Source organism: Sphingomonas trueperi, from assembly GCF_040545665.1.
Classification (GTDB): Bacteria; Pseudomonadota; Alphaproteobacteria; order Sphingomonadales; family Sphingomonadaceae; genus Sphingomonas; species Sphingomonas trueperi_B.
Genome location: NZ_JBEPMH010000004.1, coordinates 229,839 through 247,183, shown reverse-complemented (window position 1 = coordinate 247,183; position 17,345 = coordinate 229,839). Strand labels below are relative to the sequence as shown.

Annotated in this window: 11 protein-coding genes; 3 read left to right on the top strand and 8 right to left on the bottom strand. The window is 68.6% G+C overall.

Features of this window, described 5'->3' with window-relative positions; all coding sequences use genetic code 11:
* Positions 1-106 precede the first annotated feature (106 nt).
* Positions 107-3,529 (top strand): glycosyl hydrolase 2 galactose-binding domain-containing protein, encoded by a 3,423-nt coding sequence (locus tag ABIC65_RS14560; RefSeq protein ID WP_354309695.1) that lies wholly within the window; start codon positions 107-109, stop codon positions 3,527-3,529.
* A 133-nt stretch (positions 3,530-3,662) separates the two neighbouring features.
* On the opposite strand, the gene ABIC65_RS14555 is transcribed toward ABIC65_RS14560, so the two are convergent.
* Genes ABIC65_RS14555 through ABIC65_RS14545 form a run of 3 tightly spaced genes read right to left on the bottom strand, consistent with a single transcriptional unit; the run spans position 3,663 to position 9,510 of the window.
* A complete protein-coding gene (locus ABIC65_RS14555; protein ID WP_354309693.1) occupies positions 3,663-5,099 on the bottom strand; it encodes an efflux transporter outer membrane subunit in 1,437 nt (478 codons plus the stop codon).
* On the bottom strand, positions 5,099-8,269 hold the full coding sequence (locus tag ABIC65_RS14550) for an efflux RND transporter permease subunit (protein WP_354309692.1): 3,171 nt from the start codon (positions 8,267-8,269) through the stop codon (positions 5,099-5,101). Before ABIC65_RS14550 ends, ABIC65_RS14555 begins: the two co-directional genes overlap by 1 nt.
* Positions 8,266-9,510: an efflux RND transporter periplasmic adaptor subunit gene (locus tag ABIC65_RS14545; protein ID WP_354309691.1), complete on the bottom strand. Its 1,245-nt coding sequence runs from the start codon at positions 9,508-9,510 to the stop codon at positions 8,266-8,268. The genes ABIC65_RS14550 and ABIC65_RS14545 overlap by 4 nt, the downstream gene beginning before the upstream one ends.
* 112 nt (positions 9,511-9,622) lie before the next feature.
* On the opposite strand from ABIC65_RS14545, the gene ABIC65_RS14540 reads away from it, so the two are divergent.
* Positions 9,623-10,288, top strand: coding sequence for a response regulator transcription factor (locus ABIC65_RS14540; RefSeq protein ID WP_354309689.1), 666 nt, complete (start codon positions 9,623-9,625; stop codon positions 10,286-10,288).
* Between the two features lie 35 nt (positions 10,289-10,323).
* A complete protein-coding gene (locus ABIC65_RS14535; protein WP_354309688.1) occupies positions 10,324-11,691 on the top strand; it encodes a sensor histidine kinase in 1,368 nt (455 codons plus the stop codon).
* Here ABIC65_RS14535 and ABIC65_RS14530 read toward each other — a convergent pair.
* From ABIC65_RS14530 to ABIC65_RS14510, 5 genes are read right to left on the bottom strand one after another with little or no spacing between them, the layout of a single operon-like run.
* Entirely contained in the window at positions 11,675-14,071 is a 2,397-nt protein-coding gene (locus ABIC65_RS14530; protein WP_354309686.1) for a TonB-dependent receptor, read from the bottom strand. The genes ABIC65_RS14535 and ABIC65_RS14530 overlap by 17 nt on opposite strands.
* Complete coding sequence (locus ABIC65_RS14525; RefSeq protein WP_354309684.1) at positions 14,022-14,969, bottom strand: FecR family protein; 948 nt, start codon at positions 14,967-14,969, stop codon at positions 14,022-14,024. The genes ABIC65_RS14530 and ABIC65_RS14525 overlap by 50 nt, the downstream gene beginning before the upstream one ends.
* Complete coding sequence (locus ABIC65_RS14520) at positions 14,959-15,516, bottom strand: RNA polymerase sigma factor (RefSeq protein ID WP_354309683.1); 558 nt, start codon at positions 15,514-15,516, stop codon at positions 14,959-14,961. The genes ABIC65_RS14525 and ABIC65_RS14520 overlap by 11 nt, the downstream gene beginning before the upstream one ends.
* Positions 15,517-15,540: 24 nt before the next feature.
* A complete protein-coding gene (locus ABIC65_RS14515; RefSeq protein WP_354309682.1) occupies positions 15,541-16,344 on the bottom strand; it encodes a ChbG/HpnK family deacetylase in 804 nt (267 codons plus the stop codon).
* A complete protein-coding gene (locus ABIC65_RS14510) occupies positions 16,319-17,182 on the bottom strand; it encodes a glycosyltransferase family 2 protein (protein WP_354309681.1) in 864 nt (287 codons plus the stop codon). Before ABIC65_RS14510 ends, ABIC65_RS14515 begins: the two co-directional genes overlap by 26 nt.
* Positions 17,183-17,345: the final 163 nt, after the last annotated feature.

Here is a 17,345-nt window from a genome sequence, read left to right as displayed (position 1 = left end):
CGGTGCAAGCATGGAACCGTTCTCGCCGGTTGAATTGCGAAATTTGGTGAATAAAAACAGGTCGCCGACTTGGCGTGCCTGGTGCAGTTTTGGGGGAAGAAATCCGATGCGCAGTTTCACCCGTGCGATGCTGGGCGGTGCCGGGCTGCTCGCCATCTCCGTTGTTCAGGCGGCAGAGCCGGACAATGCCGGGCCGTATAACGCCAGCTTCCTCGCTGGCGGCATCGGCATCGATCGGCCGCTGAGCGGCGCGGACGCGCTGCTGCGCTCGGGCGCGCCGGTGACGCTGTCGGCCTGGGTGAAGCCCGATGTCGTGCCCCAGGGCGTGGTGACGCTGATCGCGTTCGGCGATCCGGCGGGCGACTGCCGATGCCTGGGGCTGCGCAACGGCGCGCTGCATTTCTTCGGCAGCGGGACGGCGGTGAACAGCACGCCCAAGCTCGCCGCCGGCCGCTGGAGCCATGTCGCCGCGGTGATCGAGGGCGGCCGGGTGCGGCTCTATCTCGACGGCAAGCAGGTCGGCGAAGGCGCGCTCAACGGCTCTGCGGTGGCGCCGCGGATCGCGCTTGCACCGGTCACGCCGGGCCAGCCGCATTTCGGCGGCGCACTGGTCCAGGCGCAGTTGCGCGGCGTCGCGCTGGGCGCGACCGAAGTGCAGGGCGAGGCCGCCGCCCCGCCCACCTTCGAACTGGTCCAGATGTGGCAGGTCGGCGTGGGCTGGAACCTGCAGAAGACGGCCAATATCGGCATGACGCGCCAGCAGGATCCCTGGACGCTGCCGCAGAGCGACACCGCCTATACACCGGCTGTCGCCAAGCCGGTGCCGGCATTGCCGAGCCTTGCGCCCGCCGGCCCCTTGCGCTGGCAGATCAATGGCTGGCAGCTCGCCGCCGTCCCCGGCGTGCCCGCCGACGGCGCCGCGCTGTCCAAACCCGGCAAGCCCGAAGGCACCTGGTATGCCGCGACCGTCCCCGGCACGGTGCTGACCACGCTGGTCGATCGCGGTGTCTATCCCGATCCCTATTACGGGCTGAACAACCTCAAGATTCCCGAAAGCCTGGCGCGGCAGGACTATTGGTATCGCACCAGCTTCACCGTCCCCGCCGAGGCCGCGGGCAAGCGGCTGACGCTCGTCTTCGGCGGCATCAACTATGCCTCGGAAGTGTGGGTCAACGGCCAGCGCCAGGGGGAGACGCGCGGCGCCTTCATCCGCGGCCAGTTCGAGATCGCGCCCGCCGCCGGCGAGAACGTGATCGCCGTGCGCGTGTCGCCGCCGCCGCATCCGGGCATCCCGCACGAACAGTCGATCAAGGCCGGCGTCGGCGAGAATGGCGGCCAGCTCGCGATCGACGGCCCGACCTTCGTCGCGACCGAGGGCTGGGACTGGATCCCCGGCATCCGCGACCGCAACACCGGCATCTGGAGGCCCGTGGAGCTGGTCGCGACCGGCGACGTCAAGATCGGCGACCCGCATGTCGTGACCGACCTGCCGCTGCCGCGCATCGACAGCGCCGATGTCTACATCACCGTGCCGTTCGAGAATCGTGGCAGCGCCGCCCAGCCGGTGACGATCCGCGCCGCGTTCGACGACGTGACGGTGGAGAAGACCGTCACCGCCCAGCCGGGCCAGGGCGAAGTGCGCTTCACGCCCGCGGAATTCCGCCAGCTCACCGTGCGCAATCCGAAGCTCTGGTGGCCGAACGGCTATGGCGACCCGGCGCTGCACGACCTGAAGATCGACCTCGCCGCGAGCGGCCAGCCGAGCGACACCAAGGCGCTCCGCTTCGGCATCCGCGAGGTGAGCTACGACCTGTCGCTGTTCGACCATCTCGGCCAGCTCCGCCGGGTGAACGTCCAGACCACCGATGGCGGCCTGGCCGGCCAGCAGCTGATCGACGTCCGCCACGAGGCGCTCAAGCGCAGCCCCACCGGCTGGGCCGAATCGCTCACGCTCGCTGGCGAGACCTCCAAGGCGGTCACCGCGATCCCCGACGAGACGTTGCCCGAGCCGCATCTGGCGCTCCGTGTCAACGGCGTGAAGATCGCCGCGCGCGGCGGCAACTGGGGCATGGACGATGCGATGAAGCAGGTCAGCCGGGAGCGGCTCGCCCCCTATTTCCGCCTCCAGCGCGAGGCGCACATGAACATCATCCGCAACTGGATGGGCAACAACGACGAAGAGGAATTCTACCAGCTCGCCGACGAGAACGGCATGATGGTGCTCAACGATTTCTGGCAGTCGACGCAGAATTTCCAGGTCGAGCCGGACGATGCCGCGCTGTTCCTGGCCAACGCCCGCGACGTGGTGGCGCGCTATCGCAACCATCCCTCGATCGTCGTCTGGTTCGGCCGCAACGAGGGCGTGCCGTACCCCACGCTCAATGAGGGCCTGGACAAGCTGATCCGCGAACTCGATGGCACGCGCTGGTACACCGGCAGCTCGAACGAGGTGAACCTGCAGGGTTCGGGCCCCTATAACTACCGCAAGCCAGAGGGCTATTTCACTGATCTCGCCACCGGCTTCTCGGTCGAGACGGGCACGCCGTCGCTCTCGACGCTCGAGTCCGTGGGAGCGACGATGCCCGCCAAGGATCGCTGGCCGCTGTCGGACACGCTCGCCTATCACGACTGGCATTTCGGCGGGAACGGCGACACCAAGACCTTCATGGCCGCGCTGACCGGCATGTTCGGCCAGCCGCTGAGCTTCGAGGATTTCGAGCGCAAGGCGCAGATGATGAACCTCGAGACGCACAAGGCGATGTTCGAGGGCTTCCTGGGCCATCTCTGGACCAAGAACAGCGGCCGCCTCTTGTGGATGACCCACCCGGCCTGGCCGTCCAACACCTGGCAGATCTACAGCTGGGATTACGACACCCAGGCCTCCTATTACGGCGCCAAGAGCGCGGCCGAGCCGGTGCACATCCAGCTCAACCTACCGGACAACCAGCTGGTGGTGCTCAACACCACGCGCGACGACCTGCGCGGACTCACCGCCAAGACGCGCGTCGTCAGCCTCGACAATGTCCAGCTGTTCGCCCGCACCGACAAGGTGGATGCGCGTGCCAACCGGGTGACCACGCTGGACGACGTGCCGCTCGACCGGCTCTATGCGGCGAGCCCGATGCTGCTCGTCGAGCTGACGCTGAGCGATGCCAAGGGCACCCAGCTCTCGCGCAACTTCTACTGGCGCGGCCGCGACGACACGGCCTATCGCGCGCTGGAAAGCCTCGCCTCGGTGCCGCTGGAGGTGCAGGCGAGCACGCCCAAGACGGAGAGCGAGGACAAGGTGATCGCGGTCACCGTATCCAACAAGAGCACGGTGCCGGTGCTCAACGCCAAGCTCACGCTGGTCGATGCCGAGGGCAAACGCATCCTGCCGGCCTTCTACAGCGACAATTACGTCTCGCTGCTCCCCGGCCAGCACCGCGTGCTGAGCGTCCGCTACCCGGCGAGCGTGATGGCCGCGGCGCATCTTGCGGTGCGGGGGTGGAACGTCAACGCGGCCAATGTAGCGGCGACGGGGAAGTAGCGCGGCGCGCTTCCCCCCAACCGTCATCCCGGCGAAAGCCGGGATCCATTCGCCTCTCGCGATCAGCACGAGGCGCTAGGGTGGCCCTAATGGATTCCGGCTTTCGCCGGAATGACGGCGGTTAGACGAAGCTTTATCGTCCGGCCGCAGTCTGCAAGCCAGCCGTCGTGCTGCCCGAGGCCAGATAGAGCGCCACGCTGTCCGCCAGCCGCGCGCCCTTGGCCTGGACCAGTTGTACCGATGCCTGCGATGCCGCCGACGAAGCATTGAGCAGCTGCAGCGTGCCCAGCGCGCCGAGCTCGACTTGCCGCCGCGTCATTGCCAGCGTTCGGCTTGCCGCCGCATCGGCGCGCGCGGCTGCGTCCAGTGCCTCGGCATCGGTGCGCAGCCCGGCGATCGCATCGTCGACGTCGAGGAACGCCTGGAGCGCGGTGGCGCGATACTGTGCCTTGGCTTCTTCCAGCGCCGCTTCCGCCGCACGCTGCTGGTGCTTGAGCTGGCCGGCATGGAAGATCGGCTGAGTGATGCCGCCGACGATCGAGAAGAACGGGTTGCCGTCCTGGAACATGTCGAGGAACTTGGTCGCCGACCCGCCGGCATTGCCGCTCAGCGTGATCGACGGCAGCCGTGCCGCGATCGCCGAGCCGACATCCGCGGCGGCACCGCGCACCTGCGCCTCGGCCGCGCGCACGTCCGGGCGGGCCGCGACGATGTCCGCCGGCAGCGCGATCGGCAGGCTGGCCGGCAGCTGCAGCTCGGCGAGCGTCGGCAGCTCCCCGGCTGTGCCCGGCGCCTGGCCGGTCAGCGTCGCGATCAGCCCCGCCTGGTGCTGCGCCTGGCGGAGCAGCGGTGGCAGCGTCGCCTCGATCGTGGCGAGCGCGGTCTGCTGCGCGCCCACGTCCGCCTCGCCGATATCGCCGAGCTTGCGGCGCTTCTCGAGCAGGTCGACCAGGTCGCGATTGTCGCGGATCGCCGATTGCGTCGCCTCGATCTGGGCCTGCAGCGCCGCATGTTGGATCACCGCGAGCACCAGATTGGCGACCGCGGTGGCCTGCGCCGCATGCAGCCGGTGCGCCGCCACGTCCGCCGCGGCGCGCGCCGAACGGACCTTGTTGCGCCCTGCACCGAACAGGTCGAGCGGATAGGCGACGGTCAGCTGCGCGGTGTGCAGCGTGTAGAGATAGTCGTTCTGGTCGGCGAGCGGGCCGGACAGCGCCTTCGAGATCCGCGTGCGCTGCGCCTGATAGTTGGCGTCCACCTGCGGCCCGGTGCTGCCCGAGGCGGCCCTGGCCAGTTCCTGCGCTTGGCGCAGATTGGCCTCGGCAGCGGCGAGATCGTTGCTATGCGCAAGCGCCTGGGCAACGAGCGCGTCCAGCCGCGCGCTGCCGAAGCCCTGCCACCAGTTGGGCACCACCGCCGCGCCGGCGACGAGCTGCTGTGCGGCACCGCTCACCGGGGCGATCGTTCCCGGCGCCTGCGCCGGCGGCGTCGGCACGGGGTTGGTCAGGTCGTGCGGGCCCACCGTGCAGCCGGCGAGCAGGACGAGCGGGATCATGGAAGTGCGGCGCATCATGCCTGCTCCGTCGGGGTGCCGTCGACATGGTGGCGACGGACGGTGTGGCCATGCGCACCCTGGTGGCGCGAGAACTTCAGGATCAGCGGCGGCAGCACCAGCAGGATCAAGAGTGGCGCGAGCGTCATGCCGCCCACCACCACCAGCGCCAGCGGCTTCTGCACCTGGCTGCCGATGCCGGTCGACATCGCCGCAGGCAGCAGGCCGATCGCGGCGGCGAGGCAGGTCATGATCACCGGGCGCAGCGAGTGCTTCACCGTCGCCGCCATCGCGGTCGTGTGATCCATGTCTTCGTTGACGTTCTGGTTGAACGTGCTGACCACCAGGATACCGTCCATCACCGCGATGCCGAACAGCGCGACGAAGCCGATCGCGGCGGAGATGCTGAACGCCGTCCCCGTCAGCGCCAGCGCGAGCACCCCGCCCACCATCGCCATCGGGATGACGCTGAACGCCAGCAGCGTGTCGCGGATCGAGCCGAAGTTGGCGAACAGCAGCACCAGGATCAGCACCAGGCTGATCGGCACCACCACCTCCAGCCGGTTGACGGCATTGGTCAGGTTGCCGAGCTCGCCCGCCCATTCGAGATGATAGCCCGGGGGCAGCTGGACATGCTTGGCGATGCGCGCCTGCGCTTCCCCGATCGTGCTGCCCAGGTCGCGTCCGCGCACGCTGAACTTGATCGGGACATAGCGTTCCTGGTGCTCGCGGTAGATGAACGACGCGCCCGAGGTGAGCTTGACGGTCGCCACTTCGGACAGCGGCACCTGGATGATGCCGTTGCCGGTCGGCGACGGTGCGCCGATTTGGATGCGCCGGATCGACTCGATGTCGTCGCGCTGTGCGGCGTCGAGCCGGACGACGATCGGGAAATGCCGGTCGGTCGACTTCTCGTACAGGTCGCCGCTCGACTGGCCGCCCACTGCCGCGGCGACGGTGGAATTGATGTCGTCCGGCGTCAGCCCGTAGCGGGCGGCGGCGGCGCGATCGACGTCGATGCGCACCGTCGGCTGGCCGAGCGAATCGGAGATGCCGAGATCGGCGACCCCCTTTACCTGCGCCATCTGCGCCTTGATCTGGTTGGCGATCGATTCGAGCGTTTCGAGGTCGCTGCCATAGATCTTGAGCGAGTTGGAGCTCTTCACCCCCGACGACGCCTCTTCGACATTGTCCTGGATGTACTGCGAGAATTCGAACTCGACGCCCGGATATTTCGCCTGCAGCCTGGCCTGCAGTTCGGCGGTCAGCTTCTCCTTGGTCACCCCGCTCGGCCAGCTGTCGAAGGGCTTGAGCGGCGTGTAGAATTCGGCGTTGAAGAAGCCGGTGGGGTCGGTGCCGTCATCCGGCCGGCCATGCGTAGAGACGACGCGGTCGACCTCGGGATAGCTGGCGATGATCTTGCGGATGCCGTTCACCGCATCCTCGCCCGCCTCGAGCGAGATCGACGCCGGCAGGCTGGCGCGTATGTAGAGATTGCCCTCCTCCAGATGCGGCAGGAACTCGACGCCCAGCACGCGGATCGTCGCGAACGAGCCCAGCACCAGCAGCCCCGCCAGCGCGAAGGTCAGCACGCGATTGGCGATGGCGAAGGAGATGGCGGGCTCCAGCACGCGCCGGATCTGCCGCACCACCCAGGTATCCACTTCCTTCAGGTTGTCCGGCAGCAGCAGCGCGGAGAGCACCGGCGAGACGGTGAACGCCGCCAGCAGACCGCCGGCGATGGCATAGGCATAGGTCTTGGCCATCGGGCCGAAGATATGGCCCTCCACGCCGGTCAGCGTGAACAGCGGCAGGAAGCTGGCGATGATGATCGCGGCCGCGAAGAAGATGCCGCGGCTGACGTCGCTGGAGGCGTGCAGAATCGCCGAGAAGCGGTTGGCGGGCGTCGCATGGATCCGCCCTTCGGAAATCGCGGTCGATCGGTCCGCCAGCCTTCGGTAGATCGCCTCCACCATGATCACCGCCGCATCGACGACGAGGCCGAAGTCGAGTGCGCCGAGCGACAGCAGGTTGGCCGATTCGCCCTGGATCACCAGGATCAGCACTGCGACCGACAGCGCGAACGGAATGGTGATCGCGACGATCAGCGCGCTGCGCAGGTCACCCAGGAACAGCCACTGCAGGATGAAGATCAGCAGCACGCCTTCGAGCAGATTGTGCATCACCGTCTTGGTGGTGACGCCGATCAGGTCCGAGCGATCATAGATCCGCTCGATCTTCACCCCCGGCGGCAGCACGCCGCTGGTGTTGATCTCCTCGATCTCGGCCTTCACGCGGTTGATCGTCGGCAGCGACTGGGCGCCGCGCTGCATCAGCACGATGCCCATGACGATGTCGTCGTCCTGGCCCTCGCCCGCCACGCCCAGGCGCGGCAGGTTGCCGATCTTCACCTGGCCGACGTCGCGCAGCAGCACCGGCGTGGTGCCGGCGGTGCCGACCAGCACGTTGTTGATCGCGTCGACCGACTGGATCAGGCCGACGCCACGAACGATCGCCGCCTGTTCGCCGAAATTGACGGTCTGCCCGCCGACGTTCGAGTCGCTCTTGCCGATCGCGCTGAGCACCTGCGGCACGGTGATGCCGTGGGCGGTCAGCTTGTCGCGGTCGAGCTGGACTTCGTAGGAGCGCAGCTTGCCGCCCCAGCCGGTCACGTCGATCACGCCCGGGATGCGCTTGAAGCGGCGCTGGAGCACCCAGTCCTGGATGGTCTTGAGGTCCATCACCGAATAGCCGCTCGGGCCGGTGAGGCGATAGCGATAGATTTCGCCGATCGGGCTGGTGGGGGAGATCAGCGGCTGGGCGTTGTTGGGCAGATTGCCGAGCTGGGACAGGCGGCCGAGCACCATCTGCTGGGCCTGCTCGTGCGTCACGTCATAGCTGAACTGGATCTTCACGTCGGACAGGCCGAACAGCGAGATCGAGCGCACCGCGGTGAGGTGCGGCAGCCCGGCGATCGCCACTTCAATCGGGGTGGTGACGTTGCGCTCCATCTCCTCGGCGGAGATGCCGTCGCTCTGCGTCACCAGCTCCACCATCGGCGGCACCGGATCGGGATAGGCCTCGATGTTGAGGTTGAGGAAGCCGAGCACCCCCGCCGCGATCATGCCGATCAGCAGGGTGAGCACCAGCATCCGCTGGCGCAGCGCCATTTCGACGAGGCGGTTCATTCGCCGAGACCCGCCTCGTTGACGAACAGCGCGCCCTTGGCGACGATGCGGTCGCCCGGCGCGAGTCCGCTGAGCACACGCGTGAGCCCGCCATCGGTCTCGCCGATCTGCACCGGGCGGCCGTAGATCAGGCCGTCCTTGGCCTTCACCCACACGCGGGTCGTGTCGCCTTCATGGATCACGGCGACGGCGGGCACGAGTACGCCCTTGCCGCTATCGACCGGACGGCGGATCGTGAACGACGCGAACATCTGCGGCTTCAGCTCGCCGTTCGGATTGGCGATCGTCGCGCGCACCGGCAGGCGGTGCGTCGTCGGATCGAGGCCGGCGGCGACGTTGTCGACCGTGGCGGTGAATTCGCGGCCGGGGAGCGCCGGCGTGGTGACGACCACCTGGTCGCCGACGCGGATGCTCGCCGCCTCGCTCTCGGCGAGCTGCGCGACCAGCCAGACGCGCGCGGGATCGGTGATCGTCATCACCGGCGTCGCATTGCCGCTGCTCAGGAACTGGCCGGGTGCGACGTTACGATCGGCGATGATGCCGGAAACTGGCGCGCGGTACACGGTATAGGCCGAGGTGCCGACGCCTTCGGTCTTGCCGAACAAGGCCAGCCGATCCTGCGCGGCGCGCTGGGCGGATTCGGCCTGGCGGGCGGCGGACTGGGCGGCGACGAAATCCGCTTGCGCCTGGAGATAGTCCTTCATCGCGCCGCCGGCGGTCTCGTAAATCGCCTTCTGCCGGGTGACGTTGCCCTGGGCGATGCGCAGCGCCTCGGCGGCGCTCGCCCGCTGCGCGCCAGCGCTGAGCAGGGTGTTGCGAGCGTCGATCAGCTCGGGCGAGGCGATGCGGAGCAGCGGCTGGCCGCGCGTGACGCGCTGGCCGGGCTCGACCAGCACCTGCAGCACCTGGCCGGAAAAGGGGAGGACGATCGGCGTGCTGTGGTCGCCGTCGGCCTGGATCGAGCCGCTGGCGCGCACCAGCTCGACATTGGCGCCGCCCTGCACGGTGGCGAACTGCATCTGCGCCAGTTGCTGCTGCGTCGGCCGGAAGGCGCCCGGCGGGACCGGCGTATCGGGGACCGGCTTGGGGGTCAGCGCGGCCTTTACGACCATCGCCACCACGAGGATCGCGACCACCGCGACCACGATCGCCCCCACCAGCAACCCCTGCGAGCGCATCGTCAGGCGGCGCGCTGCCGGCAGGGTGTTGCTTTCCAAATTATGTCCAGTCACCAGCTTCACCTCTCGGGTGCAATATAGCAGACACACGTCCGTTGCGGTCGATGCTGCAGCGCGCCATTATTGGACCCGACTGACAGGAAGCTTACGGGAAGATGAAATCGTGCGGGTGCTGATGATCGAGGACGACCAGCCGCTCGCCAACGCGCTGACCGAAGCGTTGAAGCGACGCGGCGTGCAGAGCGACGTTGCCGCCAACCTCGCCGATGGCCGCCAGATGCTGGCAGCCGCGCGCTATGCCGCGCTGCTGCTCGACCTGGGATTGCCCGACGGCGACGGCCTCGCGCTGATCCGCAGCCTGCGCGCACAGAACGACCCGATTCCCGTGATCGCCGTGTCCGCCCGCAGCGCATTGGATGCGCGGATCGCGGGGCTGAATGCCGGCGCGGACGACTATGTCGTCAAGCCGTTCGACGTCGACGAACTGACCGCACGCCTCCACGCGGTCCTTCGCCGCCAGGGCGCGTTGGCGGGGGCGGAACTGCGCTTCGGCAATGTCCGCTTCGACACCGTCTCGGGCGACCTGACGGTGGGCGAGACCCCCGTCATCCTCACCGCCCGCGAGCGACAGTTCGCCGCGCTGCTGCTGCGTCGCTTCGGCCAGGTGATCAGCAAGCAGTTCGCCGAGGACCAGCTGTACGGCCTTACCGAACCGGTGGGGTCCAACGCGCTGGAGGTGCAGGCCTATCGCCTGCGCCGCAAGCTGGAGGCCGCGGGCGCGACGCTGCGCATCGAAACGATCCGCGGCGTCGGCTACATGATGCGCGATATCGCGGCCTGATGGCCGCCGCCGCCGGCTTGCGATAGACGGGCGCGATGAAATTCTGGCCGCGCTCGCTGATCGCCCGCATCCTGCTGCTCGAACTGGGCGCGATCGCGATCGCCGCGGTGGCGCTGCCGATGCTGCTCACCTCGTTCCTCCGCACCGAGGCGCACCGCTACGAACAGCGCATCCTCGCCGAGCAGGCGCGGGCGATCGCCCTTGGCATCCGCGGCGGCGCGAACGGCCCGATCGTCCGGCTCGATCCGGCGATGGTCCGCCTCTACGCCTCGCCCTATGACGGCCGCGCCTTCGCCGTCGCCGATGCCGCAGGCCGGACGATCGCCGAAAGCCCCTATGCCGATCTCGTGCCCTGGCGGAACGCGCCACGGGCTGCCGAGCGGGTCCCGTTCCGCGCAGGCGCCTTTGTGGGCGTCAGCCAGCCGGTGCGGGTCGGCACCGACCGCATCTGGGTGATCGTGACCCAGGACCGCACCGGTCCCGGCGCGATCCTCGACGACGTCATCCATGGCTTCATCCGCCGCTATGATCCGGTGCTGATCTCGATCCTGCTGCTGCTGCCGCTGATCAACAGCGCGCTGACAGCCTGGCTGTTCTTTGCGGTGCGCGATGCTTCGCAGCAGGCCGCGGCGATCGGCCCGCACAATCTCGACGTCCGCATCGAGGAAGCCGGCTTGCCGCTGGAGGTGGCGCCGCTCGCCCATGCCACCAACGACCTGCTGGCGCGGTTGCAGGCGAGCTTCCGCAACCAGTCCGAATTCGTCGCCAATGTCGCGCATGAGCTGCGCACGCCGCTCACCGTGTACCGGGTGGAGCTGGAGGCGGTCGAGGATCCCGCCCTGCGCGCCCGGCTGCGCGACTCGGTCGATCGGCTCGGCCATGTCGTTGCCCAGCTGCAGGATCTCGCCGCACTCGAAGTCGCGGCCGAGGACAGGTTCGAAACCTTCGACGCCCGCCTGCTCGCGCAGGAAACGATCGGGCTGCACGCGCCGCAGATCTTCGCCGCCGGCGACTCGATCGCGCTCGATGCGCCGCTTGCACCGGTGCCGATCCGCGGCAACCGGGTGCTGGCGGGACTCGCACTGGCCAACCTCATCACCAATGCCAGCCGCCACACGCCTGCGGGCACCGCGATCGATGTGCTGGTCGCCCCCGACGGGGTGCTGATGGTAGGCGACGACGGGCCGGGCATCGCCGCGTCCAACCCGCAGGATGCCACCGAACGCTATTGGCGTGCCGATCATCAGCGCTCGGACGGCGCGGGGTTGGGCCTGTCGATCGTTCGCCGGATCATGGACGTGCACAATGGCAGGCTGGTCGTGCAGAGCCGGCCGGGCGAAGGAACGCGCGTCTCGCTGCGCTTCCCGCTCGCCCCCGAGACGGCGGTCACCAGCCCGTCGTGATCCCGATGCGGAGGTTGCGCGGCCGCAGCGGCGTCAGCTGATCGCGCAGGTTCAGACTGAACGGGTTGCCGAACGCGAACTGGTTGGCGCGGCGATCGGTGAGGTTGTTCAGCGTGACGCTCAGCTCCGCCTTGCCGATGCGCAGCGCGGCGAAGGCGTCCGCGGTCCAGTAGCGCCCCTGGCTCACATCGAGAAAGTCGCCCGTGCCAAGCACCGACCGCCCCGTGTAATCCGCCGAAAGCCCGATCCGCGGCCGCACGCGCGATGCCTCCCACGCATAGGAAAGGCCGGCATGCGCCGCGAAGGGCGGCGTCTCCGGCAGGCGGCGGTTGTTGCGCTTGGACAGGTCCGCGATCGGCCCCTCGACATGGTTGTCGGTGAACAGGAACGACGCCTGCGCGCGCAGCCCGCGCACCGGCACCCAATCGAGATTGCCCTCCAGCGTGACGATCTTCGCATTGCCGATATTGGCGGTATAGGGCTGGCCCAGTCGCGTGATCAGATCCGCCTGCACATTTTCCCACGAGGCGGCGGAGACGCTGCCCGAGGCGGCGAGACCGGTCGCCCCCCGGCGCAGCTTGCGCAGCCCTGCCTCGACGACGGTGATCGCGTCGGACTTGTAGTCGGCCACGCGGCCGATCCCCGGCGCGACGGCGAGACCGCCGGTGCGGTAGCCGGTCTGGAAGCGGGCAAACAGCGCAAGGTCCGTTGCCAGCTGCCACGAGGCGGCGACGGTGGGATCGAAGCGCTGGGTCAGGCGTCCCTTCACGAAGTTCGAGGGGCGGGCCTGCGCCGAAGGGTCGCCATCGGTGCGTGCGCTCGAATAGCGCCCGCCGGCCGTCACCGACAGCCTGGGCGTGAGCACGAAGGTGGCCTCGCCGAACCCGGAGAAGGCGTTGGTGACGTTGGTGACGCCGACAATGCTGACGTCTCGCCCCGCCTGGGCAACGCTGCGGGTCAGCACGTCGCGATCGCTGACGACCGTGAAACCGGCGACCCAGCTATTGCCATTGGGCAGCGAGCGCGACAGCCGCGCCTCCTGGCCGATCAGCTGCTTGTCGTGATTGGCGCGGTAGATCGTCCGCGGGCTCAGCACGGCACCGCGCGCGCTCCGCGCCGTCGCATCGAAAATCTCGCGCGTGTCGAAGCCTGCAATCCCGCTCGCCGAGACGAAGCGGAGGCCGCTGTCCCAGTCCTTGCTTACCACCAGTCGCCCGAACAACAGGCGGTTGTCGAAAGGCTGCGCGAGCAGCGTGCGCCGCGCCAGCGTTCCCTCGATGCGCTCGGCATATTGCCCGTCGGCGGCGTCGATCCACTGCCCGGCCCCGCTCGCCTCCACCTGCCAGCCTTCTCCTGGCGCGACACGGAGCGCCACACGTGCGCCACTGGTGTTGGCGCGGTTGACGTCGCGAACCTTGCGATCCTGATCGCGCAGATAGCCCCCGTCACGAATATGATAGGCCACCAGCCGCACCCCAGCCTTGTCCTGCCGCAGCGGCAGGTTGAGCATGCCGGCGAGGTCGTAGCCCGGCTCCGCGCCGCCGGTCGCGGTGATGCCGGCGGTGGCGGCGGTGGCGATGTCGCGCAGATTCACCGCGTTCGAGGTCAGCCGGATGACCCCGCCGATCGCACCGGAGCCGTACAGTGTCCCCTGCGGCCCTTCTAGCACCTCGACGCTGGCCATGTCGTACAGCCGCAGCCCCGGCTCGGGACCCGAATAGTTGAGCTGGACGTCGTCGAGATAGACGCTGGTCGGCGCCTGGGTGCTGCCGTTGAAGCTGCTGTCGGCGATACCGCGGATGAACACCTTGTTGCGACCCGCGCCCAGCTGCGTGCTCTGCAGGATCGGCACCTGATGCGCGGCATCGCTCAGCGTGCCGGCGGCGGCGCCCGGCAGCGCCGACGGATCGGCGACCTGGGTCAGGCTGCCCGGATAGCGCAGCAGCGTGATCCGCTGCTTGCTGGCGGTAACGACAATATCGGGGTCCGGGGCCGGCGGCGGTGGCAACGGCGCGGCGGGAGGCCGTGCCGGCGGCACCGCCCGCGCTGGCGGCAGCGCACCCCGTTCGATCCGATAGCCGCCCCCGGCAAGGCGTCGCGCGCGATAGCCCGTATTCTTCAGCAGCTGGCGAAGCGCCGCCTCCAGGTCGCGCGCGCCGCGGATCGCCGGCGTCCGGATCGAGCGTAGGCTCGGATCGATGCTGACGATATCCGCGCCGGTCTCGCGGGCCAGCTGGCCGATGGCGACGTCGAGCGTTGTCGCGGGCAGGCTGATCGGTCCGCGCTGGGCAAGCGCCGGCGTGGCGGGCAGCGCCAGGGCGAGCGCGAGACTAAGGGGCGCTCGCCCCCTGCTCCGCCAATATCCACTGCCCCCCGTCACGACGCCACGTCGCCCCGATCAATTCGGCAAGGCGCGGCACATCGCGATCGGCGACGCCCGAAAATTGAACGACACCGGTGAACGGCCTTTCCGACAGCGTGCCCCGCAGGGCGATATCGGTGCCGTAAAGCCGTTTCAGCGACCCTGCAACCTCGTGCAAGGGTTGGCCGGCAAAGCTCAGACGCCCGCTGCGCCAGCCGCCCACAAGTGCCGGGGCGACGCGGGTCCGCGTCACCTCCCCGCCATCGTCGCGTGCGGACAATGCGTCCCCGGCGCGCAGCGTCACCGCCGCACTGCCCGGCTCGAACGCAACCGATCCTTCCGAAACGGCGACGCTCATCCGCCCGCCGACGTGCGTCACGTCGAACACGGTACCCAGATCCTGCACCGCGACTCGGCCCACCTTGAGCGTGAACGCCGTGCGGGAATCATGGCGAACATGGAACAGCGCCTCACCGCGATCGAGCGTCGCGACGCGGGGATCGGCACGGTCGAGCGTCAACTGGGTGCCCCCGCTCAGCTCGATCTTCGTGCCGTCACCGAGTGCTACCGTCCGGCGCTCGCCGTCGCGGGTGGCGACCTGATAGGTTTGCGCGCGCGGCTGAATCGTCGGCACGATCGCAAGCGCCACGGCCGCCGCCGCCACGGCACCGCCCGTCCACCAGAGCCAGCGGCGTGGCGCGGGCAGATTGTCGTTTTCCGCAATGGGGGCGGGTTCGGGGAAGCGCGCCTCCGCGATCAGCCGGTCGGTCGCCGCGACACGATCATAGGCCGCCGCATGCGCAGGGCTTTCCTCCAGCCAGGCGACGAACGCCGCCCACACGGCCTCGTCCGCCTCGGCCAGCTTCAGCTGCCAGGCAATCGCCGTCTGGATTGCGTCTTCCGTCTCAACCTGCACGGTCGGAACCCCTTTCATTATCGAGACGACGCACGCCGGGCGAACCCGCACCACCGGAATCGAGCCGCTCCTGAATTTTCTTGTAGGCGCGCTGCAGCAGTTTCTCGACGCCGCTCACCGTAATACCCAGTTGCTCTGCGATCGCACGCTGCGGACGCTGCTCGAGCCTAAACAGGCGAAGGGCGGTTGCCATCCGCTCCGGCATCTCGGCGATCGTCTCCTCCACCGCATGCCATTCGCTGCGCGCGACCAGCGTGCGCTCGGCATCGGGCACTTCCTCGGCGCCGGGCTGGGTCTCCATCCAGCCGGCGTCGCGGCTGCCGCGGCGACCAGCCGCGATGCGCCGATCGGTGGCGAGGTTGGCGGCGACGCGGAAGAGGAACGCGGCAGGCTGGGCAATCGGCTGCTCGGCCAGTTGATCGATTCGCAGCCACATGTCCTGCAGCGCGTCCTCGGCATCATCGCGATTGCTCAGGCGCGCGGTAAGCAAGCGCAGCAGCATCGGCCGCTGCGCCAGGAACACCGCCTTCAGCCCGTCGTCGCCCACGCCCCTTCGATCCCCCGGCGAGGGTCAGGCAGGAAACGCCAGTCCCTCGGCACCAGCCATGTCGGCGATCGGCAGCCGGTGCAAGGCCTTGGCTTCGACAATGCGTGCCGCGGCGATACTGTCGCCGGCACGCTCGCCCGCTCCCGGATGGCACATCACGAGGTGCATCGACCCCGGTCGGCGGAGGAAGCGCGGAAACAGGGCGGCATAATCGCCTCGGAAGTCATAATGGCCGGAAAAGCCGTGATTGGTGCGCAGCCCCAGCGCTGCAGCTGCCTTGCGCAGGCCCCGGCTGTGCCAGGCGCTGCCGATCGCCTTCCCGGAGAAGGGGCGCCGCAGGATCGCCAAGGGGCTATCGGTACAATCGCGAACCCAGGCATGCGGCGCGCGCGCGACGGTTTCCGCCAGCACCAGATCGCGGATGCCCGGCAGCGCATGGGCGTGCTGGTGCCCGTCGACAAAGTCGGGCGGCCGCCGCATTGCTGCGAAGAAGGCGTCGAACTGTGCGGAAACCTCCATCGCCACTTCGTCGAGCGGTATCGCCCAGCGCCCCGCCACACGGGAGAGCGGGTCGATCGTCGGCATCCGTCCGCCCGGCGCGAAACGCGGCATCGCGGTACGCGGCGCTTCCTCGGTCAGCGTCAGGTGCAGCCCGATCTCGACATGCGCCGGCAGGTCCGCCAGCAGCCGCGCATCCTCCGCCCAGCCGGGCATCACCGCCATGCAGCTGATCGCGTTGATCTTGCCGGCCTGTGCGAGGGTGACGATCGCGGCGCTGATCGCCGGCGAATAGGCGAAATCGTCAGAGCAGAGAATGAGACGGGACAAGCACCGGTCCTTCGAGATGCTGATACTGGCGCTCGCGGATGCGATTGCTCAGCAGGCGGCGGCGCTGCAGCCGACGCGAGAGGAATGTGTAGAAGAACCAGTCGCCCGCGATCGGCGCGGCGACCGAATAGAGCAGTCTTTCGAACAGCGTCCAGCGGATCGAATCGCGGTCGCGCTCGCGCGGGCTCGGCGTGCACCAGAAATCCGCCCCATAGCCCATACGGCCCTGACGCATCACGCGGTGGATCACCTCGTGATCCTCGAGCACGAAATTCCAGCGCGCCGCATCGAAGCCGCCGGCCGCGCGCAGGCTGCGCGTGCAGAAGGCCTGGCCCGCACCGCCGGCATGGCATTGCCGTGGCAGCAGCCGCGCGGCCGTGAGGAACCGCGCCGCCTCGGTCACCCGCGCCGGATCGCTGATCTCGGGTGCGATGAAATAGGCACCCGCAACAACATGGCCGGGCCGCGACAGGATCGCCTCCGCCGCCTCGAGATAGTGCGGCGGATAGACGGTATCGGCATCGCAGGTCGCGACCCAGCGGGTGCGCACCCAGGCGAGCCCGGCGCGCAGCGCGGCAACCTTGCCCGGCGTGCGTTCGGTGATCAGCAGGTAATCGAGCTTATAGGCCCGGCAGAACGCCTCGGCCACCTCGGCGCTACCATCCGTCGAGCCGTTGTCGACCAGCACCAGCGTGCACTTGGTGGTCTGCTGGGCAAGGCTCTCGATCGTTGCCGGTAGATAATCGCGCTCGTTGAAGAACGGGATCAGCACGGTCCATTGCAGGTTCGGGCCTTGCGGCTGCCGGTCGAACGGGTCCTTCGAAAGATCCAGAAACATCGCTGCGAACATCCCATCGAGTCGAATGGGCGCAGGGGACCGCCCGCAGAACCATAACGGCGGCCAAGTGCTTGCCGCCGGTCGGTTCCTGGCTCGGCCAGTTCCTCCCCACCCGATCGAAAGACGACGCCTGCGCGACCGATCCACACTGCTCCGGCGATAA

Excerpts from the sequence above, each read along its gene's own strand:
- ABIC65_RS14560 (WP_354309695.1), top strand. The coding sequence starts at position 107 with ATGCGCAGTTTCACCCGTGCGATGCTGGGCGGTGCCGGGCTGCTCGCC.
- ABIC65_RS14555 (WP_354309693.1), bottom strand. The coding sequence starts at position 5,099 with ATGCGCCGCACTTCCATGATCCCGCTCGTCCTGCTCGCCGGCTGCACG.
- ABIC65_RS14550 (WP_354309692.1), bottom strand. The coding sequence starts at position 8,269 with ATGAACCGCCTCGTCGAAATGGCGCTGCGCCAGCGGATGCTGGTGCTC.
- ABIC65_RS14540 (WP_354309689.1), top strand. The coding sequence starts at position 9,623 with ATGATCGAGGACGACCAGCCGCTCGCCAACGCGCTGACCGAAGCGTTG.
- ABIC65_RS14535 (WP_354309688.1), top strand. The coding sequence starts at position 10,324 with ATGAAATTCTGGCCGCGCTCGCTGATCGCCCGCATCCTGCTGCTCGAA.
- ABIC65_RS14510 (WP_354309681.1), bottom strand. The coding sequence starts at position 17,182 with ATGTTTCTGGATCTTTCGAAGGACCCGTTCGACCGGCAGCCGCAAGGC.